The organism is Oleiphilus sp. HI0123, assembly GCF_001635315.1.
In genome coordinates, this window is record NZ_LWGE01001203.1 from 1 (window position 1) to 1982 (window position 1982).

The 1982-nt window shown below is 42.0% G+C and carries 4 protein-coding genes; 1 reads left to right on the top strand and 3 read right to left on the bottom strand.

The window, feature by feature from the left end:
• Positions 1-205: 205 nt before the first annotated feature.
• Positions 206-625, bottom strand: a complete 420-nt coding sequence (locus A3761_RS13510; protein WP_068553041.1) for a CBS domain-containing protein — start codon at positions 623-625, stop codon at positions 206-208.
• A gap of 195 nt (positions 626-820) precedes the next feature.
• Between A3761_RS13510 and A3761_RS13515 the strand changes: the two genes are divergently transcribed.
• Complete coding sequence (locus A3761_RS13515; protein ID WP_068507385.1) at positions 821-1276, top strand: DUF2489 domain-containing protein; 456 nt, start codon at positions 821-823, stop codon at positions 1274-1276.
• On the opposite strand, the gene A3761_RS25775 is transcribed toward A3761_RS13515, so the two are convergent.
• Both A3761_RS25775 and A3761_RS27720 read right to left on the bottom strand, forming a co-directional pair.
• Positions 1273-1584: a phospholipase A gene (locus A3761_RS25775; RefSeq protein WP_197469993.1), complete on the bottom strand. Its 312-nt coding sequence runs from the start codon at positions 1582-1584 to the stop codon at positions 1273-1275. The two genes, A3761_RS13515 and A3761_RS25775, sit on opposite strands and share 4 nt — an antisense overlap.
• A gap of 178 nt (positions 1585-1762) precedes the next feature.
• Positions 1763-1982 (bottom strand): hypothetical protein (locus tag A3761_RS27720; protein WP_197473046.1); only part of this gene is annotated, 220 nt, incomplete at its 5' end.

Genomic DNA, 1982 nt, shown 5'->3' on the forward strand with positions numbered 1-1982 from the left:
GGTCTATGAAGATATCGGAACTATTTATGTTCGCAGACAAGAAATTTACTTTTGGTATAGCAAATTTTGAAATGGAGTTGTCGTGAACCTTTTATTCGGCAGGGAGGGGGAATGGGGGCATATCGCGAATGGAGTTTTAAGAACCTGAAGATAGAGCAGGCTAAATGAAGTTAGAACAACTTTAGCCTGCTAGAGAAGCATAATACTACTTCACTGCACACATATCTTTTTTGGCCAGGCTAAGTGCTTTTAGTACATCAGCACGTCTAATAATGCCGATCACTTTATCATTTTCTATTACTGGGTAGATCTTGGGCCCTTTCCTTAGCATGCTTTCTGCTAGCTTAAGAATATCTTCATCAGGGGATACGGATAGAGGATTCTCTCGCATAATGTCAGCTGCTACTTCGTGGCTATCACAATAGTAGGTATTGTTGAGCATCTGCTTGATGCAGTTTTGCTCAGTGATAAAACCTACCAGTTTGCCGTCAGTATCTAACACTGGCGCTACTACGATATGGCTTTTGGTAAGTGTTTTAACGACTTCTTCAACGCTAGTATCAAGTTTAAATGAGTATGTCGCTGGGTGCATGTAATCGCGAACGTAAACCTTGGGAGATTCCATCTTGCCTCCAATAAAATTTGTAATGTATAAATGAGTTTGTTGAAGTGAGCATACTACGAGGTTTCTACTAGTGTGATGACCGGTGTCAATTTGAGTGCATTCCTATAAGGAACTAGTAATCACTTTAAAATAAATACACTATTTGCTGAAGCTGCTATAATTTCGCGCTTTCTATCTTTCGAGTTGATTTGTTATATGTCTGAGAACTTTATCTGGCTTGCAATTGTTGTCGGTAGTCTTGTTTCTATTTTCTTATTCCGTTTTAGCTTCAAAACATGGAACAAAATTCAAAGAATAGAGGACGCGAAAAAAGCTTATCTGGAGGAGGTGGCTGAAAAGAAAGATAAGGCCCTCAACAGCATTAAGGTTATCGCACAATGCATGTTAGACGAGCAGGTTGAGCTGTCGGAAGGATGCATTAGAATTAAAGTGCTACTTGACCATTTAGCCCCCAACCTGCATGAAGATGAGCGGTTTTCAGTGTTTATCAAAATGTATGATGCGCTAGAGCACATGCCAACTCATGAGGCGCGTAAGCAAACTGACAAACGAGTGATTTTTAAGCTGGATCAGGAACGCTTCAAACTGGAAGAAGACAACCAGCATGCGATACTCTCTGCGTCTAAAGCGCTCCTGGAGCATTCATTCTAGAGTAGGTCGGTGAGCAATATGCCCAGGCCTATTCGTTGTACCCGGTGGTCATAGTCAATTAGGCTTTCTCCATAGCCTTCAAAAAATTGTATGAAACCTCTTAATCGCCCCCACATCGGAAAACTGAATCCGGTTTCCGCAGACCCATAACCTGTGTCGAAGTTGTATCTCACCGAGCTGCTGAGTTTATAGCGCCCCCAGTCCATCACACCGGTAATTTCATAGTGACCTAGGTAGTCGTCGATATCCGGGTTATCATCGCCTCGGAATAAGTGGTTTGTCTTTTTGTTGTGTGCATGAGTGAGCAACTTCGGCCAGCGTTGTTTCAGCGGGCATACTCGCCGCTGTATTTAAGAAACAATCAATAGACTCTTCCGCTGCTGCTAACTTACTGAAAAATAGTAAAAAACCTAATAAGGTAAAATACTTGAGTCGTGCAATAGCCATTGTCGCTTCATGTATTGTTTCGATCTGTACGGTAGCCGGCTATTGTTGTTTATACTCACTATCGAAGTCAAAAAATAACTCGCCGGAAATTTCTTTATAGCGGCCTGAGTCCTTCATTCTTTTGAGTCTTGGTGAAAGCTCATCAAGGAAGCTTTGTGTGAGCGCTTTGTTATGACACGTAATACGGTCATAGCTTTCTACAAGAGGGTGCTTGGCAGAGTAACTCAATTGATCTACGAAAGGTTGCAAGTCCGGAAGC

Bases quoted from the DNA above. Each gene is read 5' to 3' on its own strand.
- A3761_RS13510 (WP_068553041.1), bottom strand. From the start codon at position 625: ATGGAATCTCCCAAGGTTTACGTTCGCGATTACATGCACCCAGCGACA.
- A3761_RS13515 (WP_068507385.1), top strand. From the start codon at position 821: ATGTCTGAGAACTTTATCTGGCTTGCAATTGTTGTCGGTAGTCTTGTT.